Source organism: Lysobacter terrestris (genome assembly GCF_014489475.1).
Taxonomy (GTDB): Bacteria; Pseudomonadota; Gammaproteobacteria; order Xanthomonadales; family Xanthomonadaceae; genus Agrilutibacter; species Agrilutibacter terrestris.
On record NZ_CP060820.1, the window covers coordinates 2,593,783 to 2,616,927 of the forward strand.

Annotated in this window: 21 protein-coding genes; 14 read left to right on the forward strand and 7 right to left on the reverse strand. The window is 69.6% G+C overall.

Features of this window, described 5'->3' with window-relative positions:
* The first annotated feature begins 22 nt into the window (after window positions 1-22).
* The 7 genes from H8B22_RS12115 (at window position 23) to rlmH (ending at window position 5,822) form a co-directional block, all read left to right on the forward strand.
* Complete coding sequence (locus tag H8B22_RS12115) at window positions 23-673, forward strand: LPS-assembly lipoprotein LptE (protein WP_187711667.1); 651 nt, start codon at window positions 23-25, stop codon at window positions 671-673.
* 11 nt (window positions 674-684) lie between these two features.
* Window positions 685-1,731, forward strand: a complete 1,047-nt coding sequence (holA, locus tag H8B22_RS12120) for a DNA polymerase III subunit delta (protein WP_187711668.1) — start codon at window positions 685-687, stop codon at window positions 1,729-1,731.
* A gap of 16 nt (window positions 1,732-1,747) precedes the next feature.
* Window positions 1,748-2,428: a nicotinate-nucleotide adenylyltransferase gene (gene nadD, locus H8B22_RS12125; RefSeq protein WP_187713641.1), complete on the forward strand. Its 681-nt coding sequence runs from the start codon at window positions 1,748-1,750 to the stop codon at window positions 2,426-2,428.
* Window positions 2,429-2,459: 31 nt separating this feature from the next.
* Window positions 2,460-2,897 (forward strand): ribosome silencing factor, encoded by a 438-nt coding sequence (gene rsfS, locus H8B22_RS12130; protein ID WP_187711669.1) that lies wholly within the window; start codon window positions 2,460-2,462, stop codon window positions 2,895-2,897.
* 171 nt (window positions 2,898-3,068) lie between these two features.
* Window positions 3,069-4,646 carry an alkaline phosphatase gene (locus tag H8B22_RS12135; protein WP_187711670.1) on the forward strand — a complete coding sequence of 526 codons (1,578 nt, stop codon included), beginning with the start codon at window positions 3,069-3,071 and terminating at the stop codon, window positions 4,644-4,646.
* A complete protein-coding gene (locus tag H8B22_RS12140; RefSeq protein WP_187711671.1) occupies window positions 4,646-5,308 on the forward strand; it encodes a hypothetical protein in 663 nt (220 codons plus the stop codon). Before H8B22_RS12135 ends, H8B22_RS12140 begins: the two co-directional genes overlap by 1 nt.
* A gap of 43 nt (window positions 5,309-5,351) precedes the next feature.
* Window positions 5,352-5,822, forward strand: coding sequence for a 23S rRNA (pseudouridine(1915)-N(3))-methyltransferase RlmH (rlmH, locus tag H8B22_RS12145; protein WP_187711672.1), 471 nt, complete (start codon window positions 5,352-5,354; stop codon window positions 5,820-5,822).
* A 164-nt stretch (window positions 5,823-5,986) separates the two neighbouring features.
* On the opposite strand, the gene H8B22_RS12150 is transcribed toward rlmH, so the two are convergent.
* Window positions 5,987-6,661, reverse strand: a complete 675-nt coding sequence (locus tag H8B22_RS12150; RefSeq protein ID WP_187711673.1) for an energy transducer TonB — start codon at window positions 6,659-6,661, stop codon at window positions 5,987-5,989.
* Window positions 6,662-7,035: 374 nt separating this feature from the next.
* Window positions 7,036-7,779 (reverse strand): SIMPL domain-containing protein, encoded by a 744-nt coding sequence (locus H8B22_RS12155; RefSeq protein ID WP_187711674.1) that lies wholly within the window; start codon window positions 7,777-7,779, stop codon window positions 7,036-7,038.
* Between the two features lie 196 nt (window positions 7,780-7,975).
* On the opposite strand from H8B22_RS12155, the gene H8B22_RS12160 reads away from it, so the two are divergent.
* The 4 genes from H8B22_RS12160 (at window position 7,976) to tldD (ending at window position 15,608) form a co-directional block, all read left to right on the forward strand.
* Window positions 7,976-8,578, forward strand: a complete 603-nt coding sequence (locus H8B22_RS12160; RefSeq protein ID WP_187711675.1) for a Maf family protein — start codon at window positions 7,976-7,978, stop codon at window positions 8,576-8,578.
* Entirely contained in the window at window positions 8,575-10,068 is a 1,494-nt protein-coding gene (rng, locus tag H8B22_RS12165) for a ribonuclease G (protein ID WP_187711676.1), read from the forward strand. Before H8B22_RS12160 ends, rng begins: the two co-directional genes overlap by 4 nt.
* 117 nt (window positions 10,069-10,185) lie before the next feature.
* Window positions 10,186-14,049 carry a YhdP family protein gene (locus H8B22_RS12170; RefSeq protein WP_187711677.1) on the forward strand — a complete coding sequence of 1,288 codons (3,864 nt, stop codon included), beginning with the start codon at window positions 10,186-10,188 and terminating at the stop codon, window positions 14,047-14,049.
* A 116-nt stretch (window positions 14,050-14,165) separates the two neighbouring features.
* On the forward strand, window positions 14,166-15,608 hold the full coding sequence (gene tldD / locus H8B22_RS12175; protein WP_187711678.1) for a metalloprotease TldD: 1,443 nt from the start codon (window positions 14,166-14,168) through the stop codon (window positions 15,606-15,608).
* 166 nt (window positions 15,609-15,774) lie between these two features.
* Here tldD and yjgA read toward each other — a convergent pair whose 3' ends face one another.
* The gene (yjgA, locus tag H8B22_RS12180) at window positions 15,775-16,368 is read right to left on the reverse strand and encodes a ribosome biogenesis factor YjgA (RefSeq protein ID WP_187711679.1); all 594 of its coding nucleotides are present in this window, start codon (window positions 16,366-16,368) and stop codon (window positions 15,775-15,777) included.
* Window positions 16,369-16,461: 93 nt separating this feature from the next.
* Between yjgA and pmbA the strand changes: the two genes are divergently transcribed.
* The gene (pmbA, locus tag H8B22_RS12185) at window positions 16,462-17,823 is read left to right on the forward strand and encodes a metalloprotease PmbA (protein ID WP_187711680.1); all 1,362 of its coding nucleotides are present in this window, start codon (window positions 16,462-16,464) and stop codon (window positions 17,821-17,823) included.
* Between the two features lie 125 nt (window positions 17,824-17,948).
* Complete coding sequence (locus H8B22_RS12190) at window positions 17,949-18,260, forward strand: DUF4870 domain-containing protein (RefSeq protein WP_187713642.1); 312 nt, start codon at window positions 17,949-17,951, stop codon at window positions 18,258-18,260.
* Window positions 18,261-18,340: 80 nt separating this feature from the next.
* On the opposite strand, the gene ispA is transcribed toward H8B22_RS12190, so the two are convergent.
* From ispA to tilS, 3 genes are read right to left on the reverse strand one after another with little or no spacing between them, the layout of a single operon-like run.
* Window positions 18,341-19,216 (reverse strand): (2E,6E)-farnesyl diphosphate synthase, encoded by an 876-nt coding sequence (gene ispA, locus H8B22_RS12195; RefSeq protein ID WP_187711681.1) that lies wholly within the window; start codon window positions 19,214-19,216, stop codon window positions 18,341-18,343.
* Window positions 19,209-19,490 (reverse strand): exodeoxyribonuclease VII small subunit, encoded by a 282-nt coding sequence (locus H8B22_RS12200; protein ID WP_187711682.1) that lies wholly within the window; start codon window positions 19,488-19,490, stop codon window positions 19,209-19,211. The genes ispA and H8B22_RS12200 overlap by 8 nt, the downstream gene beginning before the upstream one ends.
* 32 nt (window positions 19,491-19,522) lie before the next feature.
* Complete coding sequence (gene tilS / locus H8B22_RS12205) at window positions 19,523-20,815, reverse strand: tRNA lysidine(34) synthetase TilS (protein WP_187711683.1); 1,293 nt, start codon at window positions 20,813-20,815, stop codon at window positions 19,523-19,525.
* A gap of 130 nt (window positions 20,816-20,945) precedes the next feature.
* Between tilS and H8B22_RS12210 the strand changes: the two genes are divergently transcribed.
* Window positions 20,946-22,094 carry an alpha/beta fold hydrolase gene (locus H8B22_RS12210; RefSeq protein ID WP_187711684.1) on the forward strand — a complete coding sequence of 383 codons (1,149 nt, stop codon included), beginning with the start codon at window positions 20,946-20,948 and terminating at the stop codon, window positions 22,092-22,094.
* 71 nt (window positions 22,095-22,165) lie between these two features.
* Here the strand turns inward: H8B22_RS12210 and H8B22_RS12215 are convergent, their stop codons facing one another.
* The gene (locus H8B22_RS12215) at window positions 22,166-23,125 is read right to left on the reverse strand and encodes an acetyl-CoA carboxylase carboxyltransferase subunit alpha (protein ID WP_187711685.1); all 960 of its coding nucleotides are present in this window, start codon (window positions 23,123-23,125) and stop codon (window positions 22,166-22,168) included.
* Window positions 23,126-23,145: the final 20 nt, after the last annotated feature.

The window sequence follows — 23,145 nt, forward strand, 5'->3', positions numbered from 1 at the left end:
CGGGCTCGTCCAGACTTCCCGCATGATCCGTCGCAGCCTGCCCATCGTCCTCGCGCTGGCCCTCACGGCCTGCGGTTTCCATCTTCGCAATGCGCTCGTCCTGCCTGCCGACCTGGGGACAGTGCGCGTCGCATCGGCGAACCGGTACAGCCCGCTGGCCGATTCGCTCACGCAATCGATCCAGCGTGCCGGCGCGCATATCGCCGATGCGAACGATGCCGATGCGACCGTGATCGACCTGTTGTCGGAGCGCTGGGGCAATACACCCCTGAGCGTCGACCCGCTCGGACGCGCGCAGGAATACAGCCTGCGCTACGCCGTGGTGTTCGAGGTGCGCAAGGCCGACGGCACCAAGCCGGTGCCGCGCCAGGCGGTCGAACTGTCGCGCGACTACATCTCCAATCCCGTCAATGCCATCGGCACCGACAGCGAGCGCGACCTGCTGGCCAAGGAGCTGCGGCGCGAAATGGCCGCGGCGATCCTGCGCCGCCTCGACGCCGTGACCCGCGCCGGCGGCGCAACGGCAGCGCCGGCCTCGCGTCTGGACGAGCCGGTCGCCGAGGACGCGGCGAAGGCGGCGCTGGAAGCCGCCGACGCAAACCCGCCGCCGGACGAAGAGCCCGTGCCGGAAACTCCGGAAAGCCCGCCGGCCACTCCGCCGCAGCCGCGCTGACCGCCGGAACGATGGAACTCAAGACGGAACAGCTGGCCGCGCAGGTGCAGGCGGGGCCGCTGCGTCCCGCCTACCTCATCGCCGGGCCCGAACCGCTGCGAGTGCTGGAAGCCGCCGACGCGGTGCGCGCCGCCGCACGCGCGCAGGGCGTGAGCGAGCGCGAGATCTTCGAAGCCGAGGGCAACCAGCGCGAGCCGGACTGGGCCGCGATGGAGTCCAGCTTCCGTGCGCCCAGCCTCTTCGCCAGCAGGCGCCTGTTCGAGCTGCGCCTGCCCACCGGCAAGCCCGGCACCGAGGGCGCGCGCATCATCGGCGAGTTCTGCGCCAACCCGCCGGGCGACATCACCCTGCTGGTCACCGCGGGCGAATGGAGCAAGAAGCACGGCGGCAAGTGGAGCGAGGCGATCGGCCGGATCGGCCTGGTCGCGGTGGCGTGGCCGGTGAAACCGCACGAGCTGCCTGGCTGGATCGAGGCGCGCCTGCGTTCGCGCGGGCTCAAGGCCGATCGCGACGCCGTGCAGCGCCTGGCCGAGCGGGTCGAGGGCAACCTGCTCGCGGCCGCGCAGGAGATCGAGAAACTCAAGCTGCTTTCCGACGGCGAAGTACTAGATGCCGCGCGCATGGACGACCTCGTCGCCGACGCGGCGCGTTTCGACGTGTTCCGCCTGGTCGACGCGGCGATGAACGGGCAGGGCGCGCAGGTGTCGCGCATGATCCGTGGCCTGCGTGGCGAGGGCGAGGCGGTGCCGGCGCTGCTCGGCATGGTGATCAAAGAGCTGCAGACCGCCGCCGCGTTGGCCCGCGCCGGCAATCTCGCCCATGCGTTCAAGGCGCAGCACGTCTGGGATTCCAAGCAGCCGATGTACCGTCGCGCGCTGCAACGCCACGACGCCAAGCGCTGGGACGCGTTCCTGGCCCAGGCCGGCCGCGTCGACAGCATCGCCAAGGGGCGGCCGCGGCGCGGGCTGGAGCCCGATGACGCCTGGGTCGCGCTGGAGCGCCTGCTGCTCGCCGTCGCCGAGCCGCGTGCCGCGCGGTTGCTCGCCGTGCGTGGCTGAAGCGGCGCGCAGCGGCATGGCGGCGATGATCTGCTACGGCGGCACCTTCGATCCCGTGCACAACGGCCACCTCGCCGTGGCGCGCGCCGCGCGCGATGCGATGCAGGCGCGCGTCCGCCTGCTGCCCGCGGCGGATCCGCCGCACAAGGGGCCCACGCAGGCCGATGCGCAGCAGCGCGCGCGCATGCTCGACCTGGCCACTGCGGGCGAAACCGGGCTGAAGGTGGACCGCCGCGAGCTGCATCGCGCAGGCCCCTCCTACACGATCGACACGCTGCTGGAACTGCGCGCGCAGTCCGGCGGCCTGCAGCCGATCATCTGGCTGGTCGGTGGCGATTCGCTGCAGCAGCTGCACACCTGGCATCGCTGGCGCGAGCTGTTCACGCAGGCCCACATCCTCGCCGTGCAGCGGCCGGGCGCGCACATCGACCCGGACATGCTGGGCCAGGTCGCGCCGGAAGTGGCCGCGGAGGCGGCCGCGCGCTGGCGCCCGCTGGCCGAACTGGCGCATTCACCCGCCGGCGGCCTGGCCGTCCTGCCCTTGCAAGAACTGCGCCCGGAATCCTCGACCGCGCTGCGGCGGCGCATCGCGGCGCGTGATCCGGGGTGGCGGGACTGGGTGCCGCCGTCCGTCGCCAGCTACATCGATCGGCACCGGTTGTACTCGACAGCCGCGCCAGACTCAGGTTCCCTATAATTCACCGGCAATCACCCAGAGTTCCGCACCCTTGACCAGCCAAGCCCAAGTCATCAAGACCCGCCTTCCCAATCCCCCGCCGCCGGCCGAAGTCCTGCTCAAGACGGTGCACGCCGCGGTAGAAGAGCTCAAGGCGCGGGACGTGGTCGAAATCGACGTGCGGGGCAAGAGCAGCGTCACCGATTTCATGGTCATCGCATCGGGCACCTCGACCCGCCACGTGAAATCGATCGCCGACGAAGTGGTCAAGTTCGCCAAGAACCTCGACGTCCAGCCGCTGGGCGTGGAAGGCGAGCGCGAGGCCGAGTGGGTGCTCGTCGACCTGGGCGATGTCGTCGTCCACGTCATGCTGCCGCGCGTGCGTGAGTTCTACGCGCTGGAGCGCCTGTGGACGGTGGGCGACCAGCCGCCGTCGCGCCATGAGGCGGAAGACTACGAAGGCGAGACCGGGGCCGGCCGCCGCGCCTGATTCATCCGGGCGTGATCGAAAGACGGCGCCGGCAACGGCGCCGTTTTCGTTTGCGTGCACGTGTTCCGGGACTCGCTGGGCCAAAAAGGAATGCACGGATCGCATCCGTGCAATCTGCTCGCAACATGCAACCCGCAGGCTGGCCGCCTTCCAACAGGATGGAGTCCCCCGATGCGTCAGTCCCGTGTTGTGCTGACTTGTGCGGCCTTGACCGTGCTCGCCGCCGCGCCGAGTTTTGCCGAAAGCCCGAAGCAGTGGTACGAAGACGGCGCCCGCGCCGCGCGCGACGGCGCCACCCAGCGTCCCAATAACCGCCCCGCGAAGAACGTCATCCTGATCGTGGGCGACGGCATGGGCCTGTCGACGGTGGCCGCGGCGCGCATCCTCGAAGGCCAGCTCAACGGCCATACCGGCGAGGAGAACTCGCTGAGCTTCGAGCGCTTCCCCTACGTGAGCCTGTCCAAGACCTATTCGGTCGACGGGCAGACGGCCGATTCCGCGCCGACCATGACGGCGATGATGACCGGCATCAAGACCAACCAGGGCGTGCTCGGCGTGACCCAGACCGCGCGCTACAACGACTGCGCGTCCGCGCGCGGCCAGGGCGTGGCGACGCTGCTGGAAATGTCCGAAGCCATGGGCCTGGCGACCGGCGTGGTGACCACCGCGCGCCTGACCCATGCCACGCCGGCCGCGACCTACGCGCACACGCCCAACCGCGACTGGGAAAGCGACGCCGAGCTCAGCGCCGAGGCCAAGGCCAACGGTTGCAAGGACATCGCGCGGCAGCTGATCGAATTCCCGTTCGGCGACGGCATCGAAGTCGCGCTCGGTGGCGGCCGCAGCTACTTCCTGCCCAACACCTTCACCGATCCGGAAGACACCGGCAGCAAGGGTCGTCGCAAGGACGGCCGCAACCTCACCGCGGAATGGGCGGCCAATCCGCAGTCGGCGTTCGTCTGGAACAAGGCGCAGTTCGACGCGATCGATCCGCGTAGCACGCGGCACCTGCTGGGCCTGTTCGAGCGCTCGCACATGGAATACGAGTACGACCGCCCGGTCGACGCCGGCAAGGAGCCGAGCCTGGCCGAAATGACCGGCAAGGCCATCGACGTGCTCAACGCCAGCGGCAAGAAGGGCTATTTCCTGATGATCGAAGCCGGTCGCATCGACCACGCGCACCACGCCGGCAACGCGTTCCGCGCGCTCACCGACGCGGTGGAACTGTCCGATGCGGTGCGCGTGGCGCAGAGCAAGGCGTCCGCGGCCGATACGCTGATCATCGTCACCGCTGATCACAGCCACACCTTCACCGTCGCCGGCTATCCCGATCGCGGCAACGACATCCTCGGCAAGGTGCGCACCAACGGCCAGCTCGCGCTGGACGCCAACGGCAAGCCGTACACCACGCTCGGTTACGCCAACGGCCCCGGCTACCGCGTGCCTGGCCCGCGTCCCGACCTGACGCTGGTGGAGACCAATGCGCCCGCCTTCCTGCAGGAAGCCGCCGTGCCGCTGGAATCGGAAACCCATGCCGCCGAAGACGTCGCGATCTACGCCCGCGGTCCCGGCGCGCATGCCTTCCAGGGCGTGGTCGAGCAGAACACGATCTTCCACGTGATGGCGCAGTCCGAGCAGGGCGTGAACACCTTCCTCTGCCACCTGTTCGGCAATTGCGGCAAGCAGAAGAAGATCGTGCCGCCGCTGATGGTGAACGACCTGCTGGCAGGCATGGCCAAGCGCAAGTGATGCGCCGCGCACTGCTCCTGCTGCTCTGCGTGTTCGGAACCGGCCCCGTGTGGGCCGGTTCCAGCGCGGTGCAGGCACATGCCTGGGTCGCCGAATACCGCGTCCACGACGGCCAGGGCGATCGCACGCTGGTGCTGGTGCGCAGCGACGACCGCGTCGAATACCGCTTGGCGGGCGAGCCGGTGCGGGTCTGGGAAAACGGCGCCGATGGCCTCGTCCACCGCGAAGTATTCGTCGCCGACGGGCGCATCGTCAGTTACACGCCCGGCGACCTGCGTGCGTTGGGACGCAATCCCGAATGGCTGTCGCTGAGCCATCTCGTCGACCCGGCGTTGCGTGCGCAGCTGCAGGCGCAGGGGGCGCGGAAGGTGTCCGCCCTGCGTAACGCACGAGCGCAACGCTATCGTGGCGAGGTGCACGGTGTGCCGGTGCAACTGGACTGGCTCGACGCCGCCGACCTGCCGGCGCAGTACCGCAGCGGCAAGGGGAGGGCGGCGTACCGGCTCGAACTGCGCACGCTGGAGCAACGGCCGGCGAGCGTGGCGTTCACCGCGACCGACGGCTTGCGCGAGATCGACTACGCCGACATCGGCGACATGGAACTGGATCCCTTCGCACGCCGCTACATCCGCGCAGGTGCCGGCGTAGCGGCGGAGCACTAGCGCAACGCGGCGCGTATCGGATCGCGTCCGCTACCATGCGCGGATGAAAGCGAAGCTCATTGCCGTGGGGGAGCGCGCGCCACGTTGGGTGGCCGAGGGCTTCGGCGAGTACCAGAAGCGCCTGTCGCACTGGCTGCCGCTGGAGCTGCAGGAGATCGAGCCGGGCCTGCGCGGCAAGGGCCGCGATGCCGCACGCGCCACCCAGGACGAAGGCGCGCGCGTGCTGTCCGCGCTGCCCAAGCAGGCCACGGTAGTGGCGCTGGACGGGCGCGGCCGCTCGTGGTCGTCCGAGCAGCTCGCGCAACGGCTGGAACATTGGCGCGGCCAGGGCCGCGACCTCGCCTTCCTGATCGGCGGCCCCGAAGGCCATGCACCCGAGGTGATCGCGCGCGCCGACGAGCAGTGGTCGCTTGGCCCGCTCACGCTGCCGCACATGCTGGTGCGGCTGGTCCTGGCCGAGCAGCTCTATCGCGCCGCAGCGTTGCTGGCGAACCATCCGTACCATCGCGCCTGATCGCGCAACGGCTGCTCGCTGCGTTCGCCCCCTCATCTGCCCCGATCGAAGCATTAGGGGCAGCCGCTGCGAGCATGTTCTCCCCGCGAGCGGGGAGAAGAAGAGAAATGCCGGGAGGCGCGGGCGACCAAGCCGGAGCAGGCCTTGGTCGCCCGACTTTCACGCTACCGGTCGAGATCGAACACCACCGGAACCAGACCGATCGCCTGCACCGCATGGCCGTCCTGCATCGCCGGCCGGAAGCGCCACTTCGCCAGCACCTGCTTGCGGGCCGCAGCGTCGAGGACGCGATGGCCGCTGCTTTGCGCGATCTGCACGTCGATCGGCCGGCCGTCGACATCGACCAGCACGCGCAGGGTGACCGTGCCGGTGAGCGACTGGCGTAGCGCCTCGATCGGGTAGCGCGGCGCCGGCGCGGTTTCGTACTCCAGACTCGCGCCGACCAGCGGCTTGGTGATCGAATTGCCCAGGCCCGGATCGACCTTGGCCACCTGCTCCGGCGGTGCCTGCGTGTCGCCTTCCTGTGCATGCTCGAACACCGGCGGCTGCGGCACTTCGATCTTCTGCGGCAGCACGGCGGGCGCGGGCGAGGTGCGCTTGACGACTTCCACCTGCTTAGGCGGTTCCGGTGGCTTGGGATTGTCCTTGGGCTTGACCGGCATGTAGTCGTAGATGGCCTGTGGCTCCGCCGGCGGCGCCACCGGCATGTTCAACGGCGCCAGCAGCAACAGCAGTGCGGCGCCGTTGATCGCGAAGGCACCGGCCTCGCCGCAGATGCGGGTGAAGTCGAGCTTTCCGAAATGGAAGCGCTGCGTGCGCAGGGCGTGGGACTGGACCATGTGCCACCTCCGGAAGTTGTCGGGCATGGATCACAACGCGCCGACCGGGCGACTGGGGTTTGGCATTTGGGGATGAGCTGCAAGAAGTCGTGACTCCTTCTCCCCGCGTGCGGGGAGAAGATGCCCGCAGAGCCTGCCCCCGAATGCTTTAGTCGGGGGGGCAGATGAGGAGAGGCGAGCGCAGCGAGCTGCCTTCGCTTTCACTGCGGAGCAGAGCACTGCTCGCTAACGCTCGCGGCCCCTTCCGCCTTCGGCACTCCCCGCACGCGGGGAGAAGGAAAGTCTGGTTGCCCACTTGGCCGGGATGCTCTGGGCATGAAAAAGGCCCGCTTGCGCGGGCCCTTGTTCCACTACGACGCAAGTAGCGTGGCGCCTCAGCGCCCCAATTCGAACACCACGTCCAGGTTCACGCTCAACGTGTTCTCGCCCGGCGACACCGAAGTGTCGGCTTCGGCCTTCATCGCCATCATCCCGCGCGCCATCGGCATCGGTGGGCTGAAGCCGCCGCCCTCGCTGATGCTGACGATTCGGCGCACCTTCATGCCCAGTGTCTTCGCATACATCTCCGCGCGTGCCTGCGCGCTGGCGATGGCCTTCTGGCGCGCCTCGTCCAGGGCCTCGTCCTTCTTGTCGACGTCGAAGCTGGGGCCATTGATCTGGTTGGCGCCCACCGCGGCCAGGGTGTCGAGGATCTTGCCCAGCTTGGTGACGTCGCGGACGGTGATGCTGACCGTGTTGTTGGCCTCGTAACCGGTGATCGTCGGCGGCTGGTTGTCGCGGTACTGGTAGGTCGGGTTGAGGTTGATGCCGCTGGTCTGCACGTCCTTCTCGGCGATGCCGGCGGCCTTGATCGCGGCGACGACCTTGGCCATCTGCTCGGCGTTGGCGCGCATCGCGGCGTTGGCATCGGTGGCGCGGGTGACCACGCCGGTGGACATGCGCGCGATGTCCGGCACGCGCCTGGCTTCACCCTGCGCCGAAACGTTCAGCAGGGTGCCGTCGGTGGCGACGAAGGGCGTGGTCTGGGCATTCGAGGACATCGGCGAGCAGGCTCCAAGGGTGAGGAAGGCAGCCAGCGCAAGCGGGCGCAGGGCAAGGCGGGACAGCGACTGGGGCATGGGTCTGACTCCTTGTTGGACTGGGGGAAGCGCCAGCGTGCAGGGCACTGTGCGCGGGTACGGTAAACGATCCGTGAGCCGGGGCAGGGTTACGTGATCCCGGCCCGGGTGGGGTCCAGTCAGCCCGGGTTATCCTTCAGGCCTCGCGAATTTTCCCGCCACGCGCCCTCGAGGCCGCGTTGGCCACAAGGATCCGATGCTCTATCTCGCCTCCCAATCGCCGCGCCGGCGCGAACTGCTGGGCCGCCTGGGCCTGCCGTTCGGCATCATCGACCTCGATGTGCCCGAGCAGCGCGCCCCGGGCGAGCCGGCCGAGGACTACGTGCGCCGCGTCGCGCGCGAGAAGGCGGGCGCCGGCCTGCTCAAGGTGATGGGCAACCCGGCCGCGCTGGTGCTGGGCAGTGATACCGAAGTGGTGCTCGACGACGAGGTCTTCGGCAAGCCGCGCGATGCCGAGGACGCCGCGGCGATGCTGCGCAAGCTCTCGGGACGCACGCACCAGGTCATCTCCGCGGTGTCGCTGGTGTCGCCCGCGCGCGAACTGCAGACCGTGTCGATTTCGGACGTCACCTTTACCGCGCTCACCGAAGCGCAGATCGCCGGCTACCTCGCCGGCGACCAGTGGCAGGGCAAGGCCGGCGCGTATGCGATCCAGGGCTTCGCCGAAACCTTCATCACCCGCCTGGGCGGCAGTTACTCCGGGGTGATGGGCCTGCCGGTGCACGAGACCGCGCAGCTGCTGCGCCAGTTCGGGCTCGAACCCATGCCCGCGGAAGCCGCGCCGGTGGCCACGCCATGACCGAAGAGATCCTGGTCAACGTCACCCCGCGCGAAACCCGCGTCGCCGTGGTCGAGAACGGCATGCTGCAGGAGCTGCACATCGAGCGCGGCTGGCGCCGCGGCGTGGTCGGCAACATCTACAAGGGCCGCGTGCAGCGGGTGATGCCGGGCATGCAGGCGGCGTTCGTCGAGATCGGCCTGGATCGCGCCGCGTTCCTGCACGCCGCCGACATCGTCAAGCCGGCCCAGGTCGTCGCGGGCGAAGGCGAGGGCGATGCCGCCCCGCTGCCGCCGACGCCGACGCGGCCGATCGCCGAGCTGCTGCGCGAAGGCCAGGACATCATCGTGCAGGTGGTGAAGGACCCGATCGGCAGCAAGGGCGCGCGCCTGACCACGCAGCTGAGCATCCCCTCGCGTTACCTCGTGCTGCTGCCGCGCAACCGCGTGGTGGGTGTGTCGGCGCGCATCGAGGACGAAGCCGAGCGCGCACGCCTGAAGTCGCACGTCAGCACGCAATCCCCGGCCGGAGCGCAGCACGGCTACATCGTCCGCACCAATGCCGAAGGCCAGCCGGAAGAGGCGCTGGGCGAAGACATTGCCTACCTCAACCGCGCCTGGCAGCTGATCGAGGAGAAGTCCGCGAGCGCCAAGGTCGGCCAGTGCGTGTACGAAGACCTCAGCCTGCCGCTGCGCGCCGTGCGCGACCTGATGCGCAAGGACGTGGAGAAGGTGAAGGTCGATTCGCGCGAGACCTGCGAACGCCTGAAGACCTTCGCCGCGCAGTACATGCCGGGCCTGGCCGAGAAGATCGAGCATTACACCGGCGCGCGCCCGATCTTCGACCTGTACGGCGTCGAGGACGAGATCCAGCGCGCGCTGGACAAGGAAGTGCCGCTGAAGTCGGGCGGCTACCTGGTCATCGACCAGACCGAGGCGATGACCACGATCGACGTGAACACCGGTTCATTCCTGGGCCAGCGCAACCTCGAGGAAACCGTCTATCGGACCAACCTCGAGGCCGCGCAGTCGGTCGCCCGTCAGCTGCGCCTGCGTAACCTTGGCGGCATCATCATCATCGACTTCATCGACATGACCGACGCCGAGCACAAGCGGCAGGTCCTGCGGCAGCTGGAGAAGTCGCTGACCCGCGACCACGCCAAGACCACGGTGTACGAGTTCTCGCCGCTGGGCCTGGTCGAGATGACGCGCAAGCGCACCACCGAGAGCCTGGAGCGCCAGCTCAGCGAGGCCTGCCACGAATGCGGCGGCCGCGGCACGCTGAAGACGCCGGAAACAGTGACCTACGAAATCTTCCGCGAGATCGTCCGCCAGGTGCGCCAGTTCGACGCCGCGCGCCTGCTGGTGATCGCCTCGCCGAAGGTCGTCGCGCGCATCACCGACGAGGAATCCGCGTCGGTGGCGGAACTGGAGGAATTCCTCGGCAAGTCGATCCGCTTCCAGGCCGAAGAGCAGTACGCGCAGGAGCAGTTCGATGTCGTGCTGCTGTGAAGCCGGGATTCGTGATTCGGGATGCGGGATTCGCCAAAGCGAAGACCTGATCCTGGTTTGCCGAATCCCCAATCCCCAATCCCGAATCCCGTCAGCGGCGCGCGGAGCGCGACGCTGATGCCCACCCCCCTGCGCCGCCGCCTGCGCATGGCCCGCCGTGGTGCCGTGTACACGGCGGCCATCGTGCTGGTGCTGATCGCCGTGCTGCTGGGCGCGGCGAGCCAGGTGCTGCCGCTGGCCGAACGCCATCCCGAGCGCATCGCCGCGTGGCTCAGCGAGCGTGCCGGCCGGCCGGTGGCGTTCGATCGCGTCGAGACCGCGTGGACGCGCCGCGGCCCGTTGCTGAAGCTCGACAACCTGCGCATCGGCGAGGGCGCGCGCGCCTTCACCGTCGGCGACACCGAGATGCTGGTTTCGGTGTACGCCGGCCTGCTGCCGGGGCACGCGTTTTCCGAACTGCGCCTGCGCGGGCTCGACCTCACCCTGGAACGCGCCGCCGACGGTCGTTGGCAGGTGCGCGGCCTGCCCGGGCAGCAGCAGGCGGGCAGCGATCCGTTCTCCGCGCTGGAAGGCCTGGGCGAGTTGCAGGTGATCGGCGGCAAGCTCGCCGTGATCGCGCCGTCGCTCGGCATCGATGCGCGCATCCCCAGGGCGCACCTGCGCCTGCGCGTCGACGGCAAGCGCGTGCGGGCCGGCGTGCGCGCATGGCCGCACCTGGACGGGACGCCGCTGGATGCGGTGGTGGACTTCGACCGCAGCAAGGGCGATGGCCGCGTCTACGCGGGCGCCAAGCGCGTGGATCTCGCGGCGTGGTCGTCGTTGTTGCGTGCGCACGGCATCGCCGTCGAAAGCGGCGTCGGCCGTGCCGAAGCCTGGGCGGTGCTGCGCGACAAGCGCATCGCTGGCATCACCCTCGACGCCAAGCTCGACGGCGTGGTCCTGCGCGGCAATCCCATCGATGCCGGCACGGCTGCCGCGCCACCGCGCCGCCGCTTCGACCACGTCGAGGCCAATGCGGCTTACCGGCTGGTCAAGGGGGGCTGGCGCGTGGACGCATCGCGCCTGCGCATCGGCCGCGCCGACACGTTGCAGAAGCTGGACGGGCTGCTGGTCGCCGGCGGGGAGAACTACGCGGTGCAGGCGCGCGAGGTCGATGCCGGCCCGCTGTTCGCCGCGCTCGCACTGAGTGACAGCCTGTCGCCGGGTCTGCGCCGCTGGCTGCAGGCGGCCAAGCCCAGCGCGGTGTTGCGCGATGTCGAAGTCGCCGGTCGACGCGGCGGTGCGTTGCGTGCGCATGCCGGCATCAGCGACCTCGGTTTCGATCCGGTCGGCAAGTCGCCGGGTGTGCACGGGCTCGGCGGCGCGATCGACGGCGACGGCGACGGTTTCACCCTGCGCTTCGATCCCCGTGCGGAGGTGCGCTTCGACTGGCCGGAAGGCTTCGGCGTCGTCCACACGCTGAAGCTGCGCGGCGAAGCCGGCGGCTGGCGCGAAGGCGCGGGCTGGCGCGTCGCCACGACGGCGTTGCGCATCGATGCGCGCACGCAGTACGGCAGCTACGGCGCCAATGCGCGCGGTGGCCTGTGGTGGCAGGGCGACGCCACGCGGCCATGGATCGACATCGCCGCCGAAATCGACGACACCGCCGTGCCGGTGGCCAAGAGCTTCTGGCTGCGCAAGGACATGGCGCCGACCGCCGTGCATTGGCTGGACACGGCGCTGGTGGCGGGCACCGTGACCGACGGCCGCGCGGTGATCTCGGGCGACCTGGACGACTGGCCGTTCCGCGACAACACCGGCCTGTTCGAAGCGACCGGCCGCATCCGCGACGCGACCATCCGCTTCAACGAAGGCTGGCCGGCGGCCCAGGGGCTCGAAGCGGACACGCGCTTCACCGGCATCGGCTTCGACGTGGACGGCACCGGCCGCCTGGGCGAAGTCGGCATCCGCCGCATCCACGCCGACATCGACGACTACCGCGGCGGTGCGCTGACGGTGAAGGCCGAGGGCAACGGCGATGCCAACCAGCTGCTCACCGTGCTCAAGCAGAGCCCGCTGCAGAAGGAACACGCCGACACGTTCGCCAACGTCCGCGCCAGCGGGCCGGCCGATGTCGGCTTCGGCCTGGAACTGCCGCTGCAGCACGGCAAGGAGATGTCGATCGACGGCACGGTCGGGCTGAAGAACGCACGGCTCGCCGATCCACGCTGGAAGCTGGCCTTCGACCAGGTCAACGGCACCGCGGTGTATTCGCGCGGCGGCTTCAAGGCCGAGGATCTCGCGGTGCGCCACGAAGGCGAACCCGGCAAGCTCTCGCTGCGCGCGGGCAGCGACTACGTGCGCAATGCCGCGCATGTGTTCGAAGCCGGGCTCGACGCGAGCATGGGGGCCGCGGAGCTGATCGACCGCGCCGAGGACATGGCCTGGATCAAGCCCTACCTCGCGGGACGCTCCACCTGGACGGTGGGCATCGCCATCCCGAAGTCGGCGCCGGGCAAGCCCGCACCGACCCTGCTGAAACTGGATTCGAACCTGGTCGGCACCGCGCTCTCGCTGCCCGCGCCGATGCGCAAGGCGGCCGGCGCGGCGCTGGCGACCACGATCGAGACGCCGTTGCCGCTGGGCAGCGGCGACATCCTGGTCGGTTTCGGCAACGTCATGGCGCTGCGCGCGCGCAGCGGCAACGGCGCGACCGGCGTGCGCGTGGCGCTGGGCGCGAGCCGCGTGGACGAGGCCGCACCGGCGTCGGGCCTCGTCGCCAGCGGCCGCGCCGAGACGCTCGACGCGATCGACTGGATCGCGCTCACCCGCGGCGGCGAAGGCGGCAGCAAGCTGCCGCTGCAGCGCATCGACGTGACCGCGCACCGGTTGCAGTTGCTGGGCGGCACGTTCCCGGACACGCGCGTGGTCGTCGCGCCCGCGGCACGCGGCGCGATCGCGATCCAGGCGGAAGGCGCCGCGCTCGAGGGCGCGCTGCTGGTGCCGGCCAGCGCGAACGAAGCGATCGCTGGGCGCATGCAACGGGTGTACTGGCGCGCGGCGACCACGGCGGCGGGCGGTACCGATTCCGAATCCACGGCTCCCGCGGCCTCGACGGCGCGCGCGACCAGTACCGGCGACGACATCGATCCCGCCAATATCCCCGCGCTCACCATCGACATGGACGAGCTGCGCCTGGGCGATGCGCGCCTGGGCGAGGCGAAGGTGCGCACGCGCCCGACCGCGGCCGGCATGCGCATCGAACAGCTGCAGACGCGCGCGCCCAAGCACCGCATCGACCTCAGCGGCGACTGGACCGGTCGCGGCGCGGCGGCGAACACGCGGCTCAAGGTCGACATCGGCAGCGACGACTTCGGCGCGTTGCTGGCCGGGTTCGGCATGGGCAAGCGGCTGGGCGGCGGCGAGGGCACGGTGAAGTTCGATGCCGGCTGGCCGGGCAGCCCGGTGGCCTTCCGGCTCGATGGACTGGAAGGCAGCCTGCAGCTCGACGCACGCGAAGGCCGCCTGCTGGAGATCGAACCCGGCGCCGGCCGCGTGCTCGGCCTGTTGAGCCTGGCGCAGCTGCCCAAGCGCCTGACCCTCGACTTCCGCGACTTCTTCTCCAAGGGCTTCGCGTTCAACGAGATGAAGGGCACGGTGCGCTTCGGCAACGGCCAGGCGCGCAGCGACAAGCTGCTGATCGACGGTCCCGCGGCGACGATCGACATCAGCGGCACCGCCAACCTGCACGCGCAGAGCTTCGACCAGACCATCGAGGTGCGGCCCAAGGCCGGCAACCTGCTCACCGCAATCGGCGCGGTGGCCGGCGGCCCGGTGGGGGCGGCGATCGGCGCGGCCGCCAACGTGGTCCTGAGCAAGCCGATCGGCTCCATGGCCGCCAAGACCTACCGCGTCACCGGGCCCTGGAAGGAACCGAAGGTCGAGGTGATTTCACGCGAACAGGGCCGCGTCGAGGCCTCGCTGCGACCGCCGGCCGGCTGAGCGGCCGCTTGGGTTCGCGCCGGCGGACCACCATCTGGTCCATGATGGCCCGAGGGCTAGCCCCTGGGCCGCGCCTTTCCGGGTGTTCCCGCCTTTTCTTATTTTCCGGTTTCCTGATGACCCTTCCGATCCAGCTCGCCGAATCCCGCCTCCTGCTGCCAGCCGGCCTCGACACCGACGGCCTCGAACGCGCCTTCGGCACGCTGCTGGGGCCGGGCGTCGACTTCGGCGATCTTTACTTCCAGCACGCGCGCCGCGAGAGCTGGACGGTGGAGGACGGCATCGTCAAGGAAGGCGCGCATTCGATCGAACAGGGCGTGGGCGTGCGCGCGATCAGCGGCGAGAAGACCGGCTTCGCCTATTCGGATGAAATCAATACGGCGGCGTTGCTGGAAGCTTCGAAGTCGGCGCGTGCCATCGCCCGCGACGGTTCGGTGCAGAACGCGCGTTCGCTGGCCCGTGGCAACGGCCGCGCCCTGTATTCGAGCGAGGACCCGATCGATTCGCTCGGCAACGAGGAAAAGGTCGAGGCGCTGCGCCGCATCGATCGCTACGTGCGCGCCGCCGACCCGCGCGTGCAGCAGGTGATCGTGAGCCTGTCCGGCGGTGTCGATACCGTGCTGGTCGCGCGCAGCGACGGCGTGCTCGCCGCGGACGTGCGCCCACTGGTGCGCTTCAACGTGCAGGTGATCGTCGAGCAGAACGGCCGCCGCGAAAGCGGTTATGCCGGCGGTGGCGGCCGTTACTCGTACGCGGAACTGCTCGGCGGCGGCAAGCCCGAAGCACTGGCCAAGGAAGCCATCCGCCAGGCGCTGGTGAATCTCGAAGCCATCGACGCACCGGCCGGCGTCATGCCGGTGGTGCTCGGTTCGGGTTGGCCCGGCGTGTTGTTGCACGAAGCGGTGGGCCACGGCCTGGAAGGCGACTTCAACCGCAAGGGCACCTCGACGTATGCGGGGCGCATCGGCCAGCGCGTGGCCTCGCCGGGCGTCACCATCGTCGACGACGGTACGTTGCCGGGCCGCCGTGGTTCGCTCAACGTCGACGACGAAGGCACGCCGACCCATTGCACCACGCTGATCGAAGACGGCGTGCTGGTCGGCTACATGCAGGACACGCTCAACGCGCGCCTGATGGGCATGGCGCCCACCGGCAACGGCCGCCGCGAATCCTTTGCGCACCTGCCGATGCCGCGCATGACCAATACCTACATGCTCGCCGGTACGCACGATCCGGAAGAAATGATCCGCTCGGTGAAGAAGGGCCTGTACGCGGTCAACTTCGGCGGTGGCCAGGTCGACATCACCTCGGGCAAGTACGTGTTCTCGGCGACCGAGGCCTACCTGATCGAGGACGGGAAGATCACCGCACCGGTGAAGGGCGCGACGCTGATCGGCAACGGCCCGGAAACCATGCAGCGGGTGAAGATGATCGGCCACGACCTCGCCCTGGACGAAGGCGTGGGCGTGTGCGGCAAGGACGGGCAGAGCGTTCCGGTCGGCGTGGGCCAGCCCTCGCTGCTGATCGAGGCGATCACGGTGGGCGGCACGCAGGCTTGATGACCGCGATTGGTGCGTTCGGATTCGGGATGCGTGACCAGCAATGCATTTGCTCGTCATCCCGGCGCAAGCCGGGATCCAGTTTTTCGCCGGGTGCCGCTAGATGATTGAGCCGCGTCGCCAGCTGTCCAAGGACCGGGTCCCGGCTTGCGCCGGGATGATGGCATCAGGTGTCCCGGCTGTCGTCGAAATCGTCGTCGTCGAGTCCGTCGTCGCCCGGGCCCTGCTCATCGGCCTGCGCATCGCCAACCAGCAATTCGCGCAGTTCGCGATACAGCTCGCGGAACGCGCGCGGCGGCTTGTTGCGCTTGCGCTCTTCCAGCGTGTTGCGCACCAGCTGGCGCAGCGACTGGCGGTCGGCGCGCGGGTATTCGTCGAGCAGTTGCGCCAGCGCCGCGTCGCCTTCGGCGAGCAGCTTCTCGCGCCAGGCCTCGACGCGGTGCATCGCCGCGGTTTCGCGCCGCGCGGCTTCGCCCTTCTCGTCGAGCGCGTCGCGGATCGCTTCCAGCACCTCGTCGTCCTCGCGGCGCATCTGCTTGGCCAGGAACTGCAGCTGGCGCTTGTGCGCAATCTGCGCGGTGATGCGCTTGCACTCGCGGATGTGCGGCAGCAGCGATTCGGGCACCGGCAGCTTGGCCAGCTGCGCCTCGGTCAGCGAGACCAGCTTCTCGCCCAGCGCCAGCACCTCCAGCGCGTCGCGCCGGTTCTGGCTGCGGCTGGGGCTGAGGAATTCACCGGTTTCGTCGTCACGACCACGCATTGCACACCACCATTGCTGTAGGTGCCGGTCCGGCCGGCACGCTCGAAAACACAGGCCGGGCACGCCCGGCGCAACAAATCAAAGGATAAGGCATTGAACACCACCATCGCCTCCGTCAACGACGACAGCCAGGCCCGCCTGGACCGCCTTGCCGACATCGCCCAGCGCCTACTCGATCGTTGCCGGGCGCGCGGTGCCAGCCAGGCCGAGGTGTCGAGCTCGGAAGAGACCGGCCTGACCGTCAACGTGCGCATGGGCGAAGTCGAGACGGTCGAGGCCACGCGCGACCGCGGCATCGCCGTCACCGTCTACTTCGGCCAGTGCAAGGGCAGCGCCAGCACCGCGGACCTGCGCGAGGACAGCCTGGATGCCACGGTCGAGCAGGCCTGCGCGATCGCGCGCCACACCGAGGACGACGCCGCGGCCGGGCTCGCCGATCGCGAGCTGATGGCGACCGACCTGCGCGAATTCGACGGCTGGCACCCCTGGGCGATCGAGGCCGACCACGCCATCGACCTCGCCCTGGCCTGCGAGACCGCGGGCCGCGACGTCGACCGGCGCGTGGAGAATTCGGACGGCGCCTCGCTTGGCAGCGGCAGCAGCCTGAGCGTGTACGCCAATTCGCACGGCTTCCTCGGCCGCGAGCGCAGCACCAGCCACAGCATCGGCTGCGCCCTGATCGCCGGTCGCGGCGACGCGATGCAGCGCGACGGCTGGTACAGCTACGCGCTCGCCGCCGAAGACCTCGAGGCCGCCACCGCCATCGGCCGCCGCGCCGCCGAGCGCGCGGTATCGCGGCTCGCGCCGCGGCAGGTGCCCACGGGCGAATACCCGGTCGTGTTCGCGGCGGAAGTCGCGCGCTCGCTCATCGGTCACCTGATCGGCGCGGTGTCGGGCGGCGCGCTGTACCGCAAGGCCAGCTTCCTGGTCGACAGCGCGGGGACGCAGCTGTTTCCGGAATGGTTCGCGATCGACGAACTGCCGTTCCTGCGCCGCGGCCTGCGCTCGTCCGCCTTCGATGCCGAAGGCGTGGCCACCCGCGAGGCGCCGCTGGTGAGCGCGGGCGTGCTGCAGCGTTACGTGCTCGGCAGCTATTCGGCGCGCAAGCTCGGCCTGCGCAGCACCGGCAACGCCGGCGGCGTGCACAACCTGCAGGTGGCGGCGAATGCCGGCGACCTGGATGCGATGCTGCGCGGGATGGGCCGTGGCCTGCTGGTCACCGAGCTGATGGGGCAGGGCGTGAACACCGTGACCGGCGACTATTCGCGCGGCGCGGCCGGCTTCTGGATCGAGGACGGAGCGATCGCGTTCCCGGTCGATGGCATCACCATCGCCGGCAACCTGCGCGGCATGTTCGGCGCGATCGAAGCGGTGGGCACCGACATCGATCCGCGTTCGCACATCCGCACCGGATCCATCCTGGTCGGGCGCATGACGGTCGCCGGCGAAAGCTGAGCCGCGCGCCTTGACAGTGCCGGATGGGCGCGGGACAGTGCCGGCACCATTCGTCCGGCAGCCATCGGCTGCCCTGCTAGGGGAAAGCAATGAACGATATCTCTGCGGAAGAGAAGACCTGGGGCATGCTCGCCCACCTGTCGTCGCTGGCCGGCTTCTTCATTCCCTTCGGGAACGTGATCGGTCCGCTGATCGTGTGGCTGATCAAGAAGGACACCATGCCGTTCGTCGCGGACCAGGGCAAGGAAGCGCTGAACTTCAACATCACCGTCGCCATCGCGGCGATCATCAGCGGCATCCTGATCTTCGTGGTGATCGGCTTCCTGCTGCTCGCGGTCGTCGCCGTGGGTTGGCTGGTGCTGACCATCCTCGCCTGCATCGAGGCGAACAAGGGCGTGGCGTACCGCTATCCCTTCACCCTGCGCCTGATCAGCTGAGGGTTGCGCCATTGCATGCAGGAACGCCGGCCCAGTGCCGGCGTTCCTGTTTTCGGGAGCTGTGATTCTGCGGGACGCGATCAGCGATCGCGTTCGATCGCCATGCGCCCGAGCGCAGCCAGCGCGTCGGCGCGATCGCCGAAGGGGGCGAGCGCGGTGCGCATCGCGTCGGCGAGTTCCTGCAGGCGCAGGCGCGAGGCATCCAGTCCGATCAGCGCCGGGAACGTCGCCTTGTCCTGGGCCACGTCCTTGCCCGCGGTCTTGCCGAGCGTGGCGCTGTCGCCTTCGACGTCGAGGATGTCGTCGCGGACCTGGAAGGCCAGGCCCAGCGCCGCGGCATAGCGATCGAGGGCCTGCAACCGGTCGGCATCGGCGCCGCCGCACAGCGCGCCCATGCGCACCGATGCGCGGATCAGCGCGCCGGTCTTGAGCGCATGCAGGCGTTCGAGCGCTTCGACGCCGAGCCGGGTGCCCGTGGCATCGATGTCCAGCGCCTGGCCGCCGCACATGCCCGCCACGCCCGAGGCCTGCGCGAGCGTGCGCAGCAGTTCCACGCGGATGCCATCCGCGACCGGCGCCTGCGCGGCGACTTCGAACGCCAGTGACTGCAGTGCATCGCCGGCGAGGATCGCGGTGGCTTCGTCGAAGGCGACATGCACGGTGGGCTGGCCGCGGCGCAGCGCGTCGTCGTCCATCGCCGGCAGGTCGTCGTGGACCAGCGAATAGGCGTGGATCAGTTCGACCGCGGCCGCCGGGGCATCGAGCGCTGTTTCATTCGCGCCGCACAACGCGCCGCTGGCGTACACCAGCAGCGGACGCATGCGCTTGCCGCCCAGCAGTACGGCGTGCTGCATCGCGGCGTGCAGGCGCTGCGGCGAGGTCGTCGGATCGGGTAGGGCGCGCGTCAGCGCGGCATCGACGCGTACGCGCCAATGCTGGAAAAGCGGATCAGGCATCGGGCGCTGCGAACGGCTCGGCGCTGCCGGGGTCCTGCGGATCGCTGAGCAGGCGCACGCGCAGCTCTGCCTGTTCCAGTGCGGTCTGGCAGCGGCGGTAGAGGCCGACGCCGCGTTCGTAGGCCGCGAGCGAATCCTCCAGGCTCATGTCGCCGCGCTCCATCTGTTCGACCAGCTGCTCGAGCGAGTCCAGGGACTGCTCGAAATCGGCTACGTCATTCGTCGCGGAGGGCGAAGCGGCGGACGTGTCTTTGTCGGGTTTGCGGGCGGCCATGGTGGAAAGTTTGAGGGCCGGGTGCGGGCGGGTCAATCGCGTTGCCAGTGCAAGCGTGCGCCGCGTTCGCGCAGCCAGGCGTCGAAGCCGGCCGAATACGCCAGGTCGGCGGCGGCGAGCAGCTCTCCGGCCGCATCCGACAGCAGCGGCAGGCGCTCGCGGACCCACGCGGGGATGCCCAGGTCCTGCAGCACGTGCTTGAGCGCATGGCTGTGCGCGCGTCCGGGCAGGACGATGCGTTCGCCGCCCTGGCGTGCGTGGACGACGACGGCCGTTTCGAAGCCGCGGCTTCCCGACAGGGACAGCCGTGAACCGTCCGGCAGCGCCAGGGGTGTCGTGCCATCCCAGGGTTGGCGCCAATCGGCGGCGAGCGGCTGCTGCGCCTGGCCGGCGTGCAGCAGGTCGCGCCACGCGCGGATTTCGGCGCGCTGCCAGCGGAAGCGGGGTTCGGCATCGGCGCGCGCCGGCAGGATCTCGGCTTCGATGCGTGCGATGCCTTCGGCGGGCAGGGGCGGCAGGGCGAGTTCGCGGATCCACAGGCGCAGGACGCGTGCGCGCCGCTCCGCAGGCAGTGCGCACAGGGCGTCGCGTGCGAGCACGTGCGCATCGGCGGTGCGTGCCATCGCGAGGCAACGGGCGTCCTCCGCGGCCAGCAGGGTGTCGGCTTGTGCGCACAGGTCCGCCGCCGCGGCCAGGCCCGCCTCGGCGTGCGGCCAGCGCTCGCGCAGCAGCGGCAGTAGTTGAGCGCGTAGGAAGTTGCGATCGAAGCGGGCGTCGGCGTTGCTCGGGTCTTCCACCCATTGCAGGCCGTGCGCGTTCGCGTAGGCGTGGAGTTCGTCGCGCCGGCGATCGAGCAGGGGGCGCCACAGCCAGCCGTGGGCGAACCGTCGCCACGGACGCATGGCGCCCAGGCCGTCGACGCCCGAGCCGCGCAGCGCGCGTAGCAGGAAGGTCTCGGCCTGGTCGTCGCGGTGGTGGGCGAGGACCAGCACCTCGTCGGCTGCGAGCGCGTCGGCGAATACGGCATGCCGCGCGTGGCGCGCGGCGGCTTCCAGCCCTTCGCCCGCGGCCACGACGGCGACGCGTACGCTTTGCAGCGCTACCTGCAGTTGCGCGCACGCGTGCTCGCAATAGCGCTGCCAGGCATCGGCGTCCGCGTGCAGGCCGTGATGGACGTGCACGGCACGCAGCCCGCGTTGGCGCACTTCCGGCAATGCGGCCAGTGCGTGCAGCAGCACGACCGAATCCAGCCCGCCGCTCAGGCCGACCACGAGCGCGCCGCCCGTGGGCAGCACCGAAGCGGTCAGGAGCGGCGTGGAATCCATCGCCGCATCGTAGCGCGGCGACGCAGCCGGGCGCGTTGCGGCACGGGCCGCAAGGGTTGCAGTGACGCATGGCACGCAATGGGCGCGGGCGCCTTCGCGACAATGGGCGCAATCCCCATGGAGTTGGCCCATGCGTTTGTCCGGATGCGTGCTGTCGATGTTGTTGGCGGTTTCGGCGGGGGCCGTCCATGCGGCCGACGTGGTGGCCGCGGCAAGGCCGTTCGGCCAGGACGCGGCGCGCGCGATCATCGCGCAGAGCCGCAAGGTCCTGTCGCCGAACGGGGTCGAGGAACTCAAGCAGGTCGAGATCGGCGGCATCCGCCAATGGATCTCGGTGCGCGGCAACGACCGCCGCAATCCGATCCTGCTGTACCTGCACGGCGGCCCGGGTTCGGTGGAGATGGTGGAGTCCTACGGCTACCAGCGGCCGTGGGAGGACTTCTTCACCGTCGTGCAGTGGGACCAGCGCGGCGCGGGCAAGACCTTCGCCGCGAACACGCCCGCCGCGATGGCGCCGCGCATGAGCATCGACGGCATGGTCGCCGATGCGGAAGAGATGATCCGCTACCTCATGGCCACCTACGGCAAGCGGAAGATCTTCGTCCTCGGCCATTCATGGGGCAGCATCGTCGGTGAGGAGATCGCGCGTCGCCATCCGCAATGGCTGCATGCCTACCTGGGCGCGGGCCAGATCGCCGACATGGCGCAGAGCGAGGCGATCGGCTACCGCTGGGCGCTCGGACGCGCGCGTGCGGAGGGCAACACGCAGGCCATCCGCGAACTGGAAGCGCTGGCGCCGTATCCGGGACCGCCGGGCCGCCTCACCCTCGAACGCATCGGCGCGCAGCGCACGTGGACCATGCATTACGGCGGGCTCGCGTGGGGGCGCAGCGAGTTCAAGCCGTTCGACGATGCGCGCAAGTTGTCGCCCGACTACAGCAACGCGGAACTGCAGGCGATCGACCACGGCGGGCTGTACTCGCTGGGCTACCTGCTGCCGGCGATGGAGCAGGTCGACTTCGGCGGCAACACCCGCTTCGGCTGCCCGATTTTCATCTTCAACGGCCGGCACGACTACACGACGTCGTTCGAAGTGGCCGCGCGCTGGTTCGATGCCTTGCAGGCACCGCTGAAGCGGATGTTCTGGTTCGAGGACTCGGCGCACATGATGATGCAGGAGCAGCCGGGGTTGTTCCTCATGCACCTGGTCAACGACGTGCGGCCGCTGGCGGTGCGGGCGGGGGATGCGCCGCCCGGCGAAGTCGCTTCGAAGAAGTGACGCAGTGGCATGAAAAAAGCCGCCGGTGACGAACCGGCGGCTTTCTCGTATCGCTAATGCGGCGGCAGTAATCAGGCCGCCTCGTACGCCCCGTAGCTGCGCAGGCGCTTGTAGCGTCGATCGAGCAGTTCCGGCACCGGGACGTTCTCCAGCGCGTCCAACTCGTTCAACAGCACGGCCTTCAGGCGCTTGGCCATCTGCGTGGGATTGCGGTGCGCGCCGCCGATGGGTTCGCGCACGATCTTGTCGATCAGGCCGAGGTCCTTCAGGCGCTTGGCGGTCATGCCGAGTTGCTCGGCGGCGTCCTTGGCCTTCTCCGCCGTCTTCCACAGGATCGAGGCGCAGCCTTCCGGGGTGATCACCGAGTAGGTGCTGTATTCGAGCATCAGCGTGCGGTCGCCGACGCCGATGGCGAGCGCGCCGCCGGAGCCGCCTTCGCCGATCACGGTGCAGATGATCGGCACCTTGAGTTCCGACATCTCCAGCAGGTTGCGCGCGATCGCTTCGGACTGGCCACGCTCCTCGGCATCGATGCCCGGCCATGCGCCGGCGGTGTCGATGAAGGTGAGGATCGGCAGGCGGAAGCGTTCGGCCAGCTTCATCAGGCGCAGCGCCTTGCGGTAACCCTCGGGCTTGGGCATGCCGAAGTTGCGGCGGACCTTGGCCTTGGTGTCGCGGCCCTTTTCGTGGCCGATGACCACGACGCTGCGACCGTCGATGCGGGCGAGGCCGCCGACGATGGCGTTGTCGTTGGCGAAGGCGCGGTCGCCGGCGAGTTCCTGGAACTCGTCGCAGATCACGCGCAGGTAGTCGAGCGTGTACGGTCGCGACGGATGGCGCGACAGCTGCGAGACCTGCCACGGGGTCAGGTCGCGGAAGATGTGGGCGGTGCGCAGGCGCAGCTTTTCGCGCAGCGCGTGCACTTCGGCATCGACATTGACCGCAGGGCCATGGCTGGCATGCAGCACTTCCTGGATGCGGGCTTCCAGGTCGGCGATGGGTTGTTCGAAGTCGAGGTAGTTCGGGTTCATGCGTTGGCCGCGGCCGGTGA